At 69.6% G+C, this 1,505-nt stretch carries 1 protein-coding gene; it reads left to right on the top strand.

What is annotated here, in order from left to right; translation table 11 throughout:
• The first annotated feature begins 265 nt into the window (after positions 1-265).
• A complete protein-coding gene (locus ACIBNA_RS45035; RefSeq protein WP_399171293.1) occupies positions 266-1,474 on the top strand; it encodes an IS110 family transposase in 1,209 nt (402 codons plus the stop codon).
• Positions 1,475-1,505 lie beyond the last annotated feature (31 nt).

Raw genomic sequence — 1,505 nt, 5'->3', positions numbered from 1 at the left:
CCCCCGTTATGTTCTTCGCGGTCCTGCAAGAGGGCCGCTGGCCTCCGGGTCCGGCATGACTGTGTCCCCCTGTCGAACGGATGACCTGGGGGGTGGTGTCACCGGGTCCGGGAGGTGTCGTCGGAGACGCTGATGAGAGGTCCGGCCACCGCCCGGTCCGGCGCAATGCCGGACAGCTCGCGGGCGGCAGGTCTGCATAACGTGGATGCGCGCGTACGACACCACAGCCAAGGCCGGCACACTCAACACCCCGGAAAGAGGCGCGATGTTCGACACCGAAGACGTGGGCGTGTTCCTCGGCCTGGACGTCGGCAAGAGTGCTCATCACGGCCACGGGCTCACCCCGGCCGGCAAGAAGGTCCTCGACAGGCCCCTGCCCAACAGCGAACCGAAGCTGCGGGCCGTCTTCGACAAGCTGACCGCGAAGTTCGGCACCGTCCTGGTGATCGTGGACCAGCCCGCCTCCATCGGCGCCCTCCCGCTCACCGTCGCCCGCGATGCAGGCTGCAAGGTCGCCTACCTGCCCGGACTGTCGATGCGCCGGATCGCCGACCTCTACCCGGGCGAGGCGAAGACCGACGCCAAGGACGCCGCGGTGATCGCGGACGCCGCCCGCACCATGCCGCACACCCTGCGCTCGCTACAGCTGACCGACGAGATCACCGCCGAGCTCACCGTGCTCGTCGGCTTCGACCAGGACCTCGCGGCCGAGGCCACCCGCACCAGCAACCGGATACGCGGCCTGCTCACCCAGTTCCACCCCAGCCTGGAACGTGTCCTCGGGCCGCGCCTGGACCACCCCGCCGTGACCTGGCTGCTGGAACGCTACGGCTCCCCGGCCGCGCTGCGGAAAGCCGGCCGCCGCAGACTCGTCGAAGTCATCCGACCCAAAGCCCCACGCATGGCCACCCGGCTGATCGACGAGGTCTTCGACGCCCTGGACGAGCAGACCGTCGTGGTCCCGGGCACCGGCACGCTCGACACCGTGATCCCTTCCCTGGCCCGCTCGCTCGCGGCCGTCCACGAACAACGCCGGGCCCTGGAAGCCCAGATCAAGTCCCTGCTGGACGACCACCCTCTTTCCAAGGTCCTGACCTCGATGCCGGGGGTCGCGGTCAGGACCGCCGCAGTGCTGCTGGTCACCGTCGGCGACGGCACCAGCTTCCCCACCGCCGCCCACCTGGCCTCCTACGCCGGCCTCGCCCCGGCAACGAAGTCCTCGGGCACCTCGATCCACGGCGAACACGCACCACGAGGCGGAAACCGGCAGCTCAAACGGGCGATGTTCCTCTCCGCGTTCGCCGCCCTGCACGATCCCGCCTCTCGCACCTACTACGACCGATGCCGGGCCCGCGGAAAGACCCACACCCAGGCCCTCCTCCGCCTCGCCCGCCACCGCACCAGCGTGCTGTTCGCAATGCTCCGCGACGGCACCTTCTACGAACCCCGCCTCCCCGAAGCAGCCATCGCATGACCAACCCAGGCTTGACGAAGGACATAGAGGC

Origin of the sequence: Streptomyces sp. NPDC050164 (genome assembly GCF_044459945.1) — a bacterium.
GTDB lineage: Bacteria > Actinomycetota > Actinomycetes > Streptomycetales > Streptomycetaceae > Streptomyces > Streptomyces coeruleorubidus_A.
This window is presented reverse-complemented; position numbering and strand designations above follow the sequence as displayed.